Here is a 4,347-nt window from a genome sequence, read left to right as displayed (position 1 = left end):
TAATGAACCTAACTATCCATCTAAAACTGTTGTGTCACAACAGTATAAAGAGTGCCAGGAATTAATTAATCCAAGTAAAAGAAAAGAATTGCGAGCTTTATGTGAGGCTATATTAAAACAAGAGTCTAAATTGAAACAAATTCGATTTGTTGTATTACAAGCTCAAAAAGTATGTAAAGCGCCTTATAAAAATAAAGTAGATAATTGGTCAGAAAATTTGGATCGTTTATATCGAGCAGAAACATTGCTTACCATTTCTAAGTAAAGGTTGAATATGAATATTGTTGTTCATCGTGGCACACATCAGATTGGTGGTAGTGCCATAGAAATTAGTACAGCATCTACTCACATTATGTTAGATTTTGGTAATGAATTAAGTTTAGATGAAAAGTACACACCTATAAATCTGGATATAGACGGTGTTACAAAAGGAATGCCGGATTGTGACGGTATTGTGATTTCTCATTATCATATGGATCATTTAGGCCAACTAACCTCTGCACTATCAGAAATTCCATTATATATGGGTGAATTAAGTAAGGAAATCGCGCTAATAGGTGCTGAGTATCAAGATAGAGGTTTATACTTGCGTTTATTAGGTGCTAATACATTTCGGGGCGGAGATGTCTTTTCTATTGGTGATATACGTATCAGACCTTTAGTTATCGATCATAGTGCTGCGGATAGTTATATGTTTGTCATTGAAGCAGAAGGTAAACGTGTCTTATATACAGGTGATTTCCGGATGCATGGGTTGCGCCATCACGTATTAGACAAATTAGTTAATACCTATATAGGTGAGGTTGATGTATTAATTACAGAGGGCACCTCATTGTCTAGAGACGCAGGTGATTATATATCTGAAGCCACAGTGTTAGACGATATTTCTTCATATATTCAAGATGGGAAATATGTTTTTGTTATGTGTTCCTCTACGAATATTGACCGTATTATGGGGATTTGGCAGAATATGCCAACTGATAAAGTACTCATTTGTGATGCTTATCAGAAAAGAATATTAGATACTGTGATTAATAATGTATATTATGAAAGTTCTTTGTATCGTAGACATGATAGCCCATTAGTTATTGAGAAAGGAAGGTATCCTAAATGCTATATGGAACATGGATTTGTATCCTTAGTAAGAGGGACAGAAAATTTTATTTCTAAAATTAAAGAGTTCCCTAAAGATGATGTACGTATTATATATTCCATGTGGACAGGATATATTGAGGAGGATTTAGCATTGAAAGATTTGCTAGATACATATCCATCTTATATATGTCATGCCAGTGGTCATGTGTCTAAAGATAATTTGATTAAGTTTATAGAATTAGTTAATCCTGACGTTATTATTCCGGTTCACACTGATAATCCTGAGAGATTAGAGGCATTAGTACCTAATAGAAATGTGTATATCGTTAATGATAATGAGCCATTTATCATATAATTCCTTTAAGAAATTTCGCATTTGATGTATAATAAATAAAAAGAGAGCCATCAACGTGTGGTTGCGTTAGGCTCATCTTATAAATGTTTTCTTATGATTGCCTAGCGTGCGAGTATTTTGAATACTCTGTTGCGTTAGGCTTTTGTCTTTATACTATTTGAATAGTGCAAAGAGTGATATTGCTATGGAAATTACAAAAAGAATTAAGTAGTACTTTTCGAATTTGCTCATAGTATCACCACCTTTCGGTGATGGGCCTAACTCACGTGATGACTCTTAGGATTAGTATATCAATGTAATTTTAGGAAAAATAGAATTGACATTTGGTTATATGCCAATTTTTGCGTAGTATTTTACTACGCTTTTTTATTGAAAAATATCAAAACTATATAGGATTAACTTTGTTTTTGATATAATCTAAATAAATACATATTATAGTGCGATTTTACATGAAAGTGGTGTCTTTATGCTGACGATTAGCAATAAAGGATGGCTTTTTACTTCTATATTAAGTGCTTTGATGGCGTTTACATCGTTGTCGACGGATATTTATTTGCCTGCCATGCCAGAGATGGGGCGTGATCTCCATGGTGATGCAGAATTAACGTTGACTGGTTTCTTAATAGGTTTTGCGCTGGCTCAGCTTTTTTGGGGAGCTGTTAGCGATAAAATTGGTCGTAAGAAGCCTTTGATTATGGGGATAGTCTTATTTATTATAGGGTCTGTGGGCTGTGCCTTAAGTTCGTCTATGCTAGAATTACTAGCTTGGCGCGTATTCCAGGCCTTTGGTGCTTGCGTAGGACCCATGTTATCACGGGCTATGATTCGCGACTTATACGGTCGGACTGAGGCTGCAAAAATGTTATCTACATTAGCCATTGTTATGGCTATAGCACCTATTGCAGGGCCGATGCTAGCAGGGCATCTACTCGTGTGGTATACATGGCATTCCATATTTTGGTTGCTTGTTGCCATCGGTATTTTAATGCTTGTTGCTGTATTAGTCATTCCTGAAACACATCCTGTAGAGAAACGTAGTAAAAAGTCTATAGCTCATACCTATAATAATTATTGGATTTTATTGCGCAATAAAGGCTTTATGAAATATACACTATGTGTCAGTTCCTTTTATATTGCTATCTATGCGTTTTTAACAGGTTCGCCTTATGTATATATTGATGTCTATGAGGTACCAAAAGAGTACTTTGGTTATCTCTTTTCTGTTAATATTATTGGTGTTATGTTACTAAGCGCCATCAATCGACGCATTGTAAGTGCTATACGTCTCGATAGATTATTGAGATTTGCCACCTTATTTGCTGCTATTTGTGTATCCGTTGTAATGGGCCTGATTGTCTTAGGCTACCATTCGCTGTGGTTAATCGTTATTGGTTGTTTTTTATTCTTCTCTATGAACGGCATCATTGCAGCTGTAACGAATGCATTAGCATTAGATAGAGCAGGTAGAATGGCTGGCTCTGGGGCAGCATTATTAGGGGCTATGCAATATGGTAGTGGTATTGTATCATCGTTGATGCTTACCTTCTTACCAAACGATACGGCAGATCCTATGATGGGGGTTATTACATTATTTGTTATTATTTGCGCCATTATCGCTTTTCCTGAGGATGAAAAATATAATCGTATATAATATTAGTGAAAGCAAGGGTTTAAAATTGAACTCTTGCTTTCATTCTTTTTTTAGGTTATAATAGTAAGGCTTATTGATGGTAAGCACTTCCTACCCCTATGTGTCGATAGGGGCATTAGTCCGAAAGAGGAGGTGATTTTGTATGAACAAATACGAAGTCATGTTTATTGTGAAACCAGCTGAAGAGGAAGCAACTAACGCTGTTATTGAAAAAGTAGAAGCTTTAATTGCTCGTGTAGGCGGCACAGTAGAAAAGGTAGATCGTTGGGGCAAGCGTCGTCTTGCTTACGCTGTGAAGAAATTCACTGACGGTTTCTATGTATTGATCAACTTTGAAGCAGCACCTGCTGAAATCAAAGAAATCGATCGTGTATTGAAAATCAACGATGAAGTCCTAAGACATCTAATTGTTAAACACGAAGCATAATTAAAGCCTGGAGGAAAACATGAACTCTGTACAAATTCTAGGTAATTTAGCTCGTGATCCTGAAGTACGCTATACCAAAACTGGTCGTGCTGTAGCAACTTTCACAGTAGCTGCTACAAACACCTATATTGATTCCACAACAAATGAGACGAAAGAACAAACTGCTTTTATCAACTGCGTTGCTTGGGGTAAACTTGGTGAAGCGGCAGGCAATCTTCGTAAAGGCAGTCGTTGCTTTGTAGAAGGTCGTTTGCAAACTCGTTCTTACGAGACTCAGGACGGTCAAAAACGGTACGTTACTGAAGTAGTAGCGAACTTTGTGGGCCAATCCCTTGATATGAATACTAATTCTTTCGAAGGTGGGTCCAATTTTGATAGTTTCAGTACAGGCGGCGATGACGAAAACATCCCGTTCTAGTGTCAGGGACTCCTACTAATTCGAAAAGGAGGATTCGCAATGAGAAGAGATAGAGGCAGAAAGCCAAGAAGAAAAGTATGCGTTTTCTGTGCAGACCATATCGATCAAATCGACTATAAAGATGTTGCTAAACTTCGTCGTTTTACGACTGAACGCGGCAAAATCTTACCTCGTCGTATTTCCGGTACTTGCGCAAAACATCAACGCAAATTGACTACATCTATTAAACGTGCACGTGCAATCGCTTTATTGCCATTCACTGCTGAATAATTGATGAATCAAGGCGGTATAACCATTTGGTTGTACTGCCTTTTTGCTATATAAAAAGGAGCTATCTTATGGGATAGCTCCTTTTGGTTTATATAGCTCTATATTTTTTAGGTGGTTCACCATTTTCGGTG

Annotated in this window: 5 protein-coding genes and 1 pseudogene; all 6 read left to right on the top strand. The window is 36.8% G+C overall.

Going from position 1 to position 4,347, the window contains the following annotated elements; all coding sequences use genetic code 11:
- Positions 1–265, top strand: a pseudogene (locus Q7P05_RS06575) (hypothetical protein); the annotation flags it as partial.
- Between the two features lie 9 nt (positions 266–274).
- Entirely contained in the window at positions 275–1,450 is a 1,176-nt protein-coding gene (locus Q7P05_RS06570) for an MBL fold metallo-hydrolase (RefSeq protein WP_303931212.1), read from the top strand.
- 466 nt (positions 1,451–1,916) lie between these two features.
- Positions 1,917–3,101 (top strand): multidrug effflux MFS transporter, encoded by a 1,185-nt coding sequence (locus Q7P05_RS06565; protein WP_303931210.1) that lies wholly within the window; start codon positions 1,917–1,919, stop codon positions 3,099–3,101.
- Between the two features lie 142 nt (positions 3,102–3,243).
- The gene (gene rpsF, locus Q7P05_RS06560) at positions 3,244–3,528 is read left to right on the top strand and encodes a 30S ribosomal protein S6 (protein WP_004693799.1); all 285 of its coding nucleotides are present in this window, start codon (positions 3,244–3,246) and stop codon (positions 3,526–3,528) included.
- A 19-nt stretch (positions 3,529–3,547) separates the two neighbouring features.
- A complete protein-coding gene (locus tag Q7P05_RS06555; RefSeq protein ID WP_004693797.1) occupies positions 3,548–3,946 on the top strand; it encodes a single-stranded DNA-binding protein in 399 nt (132 codons plus the stop codon).
- Between the two features lie 39 nt (positions 3,947–3,985).
- Positions 3,986–4,216, top strand: a complete 231-nt coding sequence (rpsR, locus tag Q7P05_RS06550) for a 30S ribosomal protein S18 (protein WP_004693795.1) — start codon at positions 3,986–3,988, stop codon at positions 4,214–4,216.
- Positions 4,217–4,347 lie beyond the last annotated feature (131 nt).

It is taken from the genome of Veillonella dispar, from assembly GCF_937975875.1.
Taxonomy (GTDB): domain Bacteria; phylum Bacillota; class Negativicutes; order Veillonellales; family Veillonellaceae; genus Veillonella; species Veillonella dispar_B.
The sequence above is the reverse complement of the archived record's forward strand: the minus strand, read 5'-3'. Positions and strand labels throughout refer to the sequence as shown.

Coding starts and splice junctions, on each gene's coding strand:
- Q7P05_RS06570 (WP_303931212.1), top strand. CDS start 275: ATGAATATTGTTGTTCATCGTGGCACACATCAGATTGGTGGTAGTGCC.
- Q7P05_RS06565 (WP_303931210.1), top strand. CDS start 1,917: ATGCTGACGATTAGCAATAAAGGATGGCTTTTTACTTCTATATTAAGT.
- rpsF (WP_004693799.1), top strand. CDS start 3,244: ATGAACAAATACGAAGTCATGTTTATTGTGAAACCAGCTGAAGAGGAA.
- Q7P05_RS06555 (WP_004693797.1), top strand. CDS start 3,548: ATGAACTCTGTACAAATTCTAGGTAATTTAGCTCGTGATCCTGAAGTA.
- rpsR (WP_004693795.1), top strand. CDS start 3,986: ATGAGAAGAGATAGAGGCAGAAAGCCAAGAAGAAAAGTATGCGTTTTC.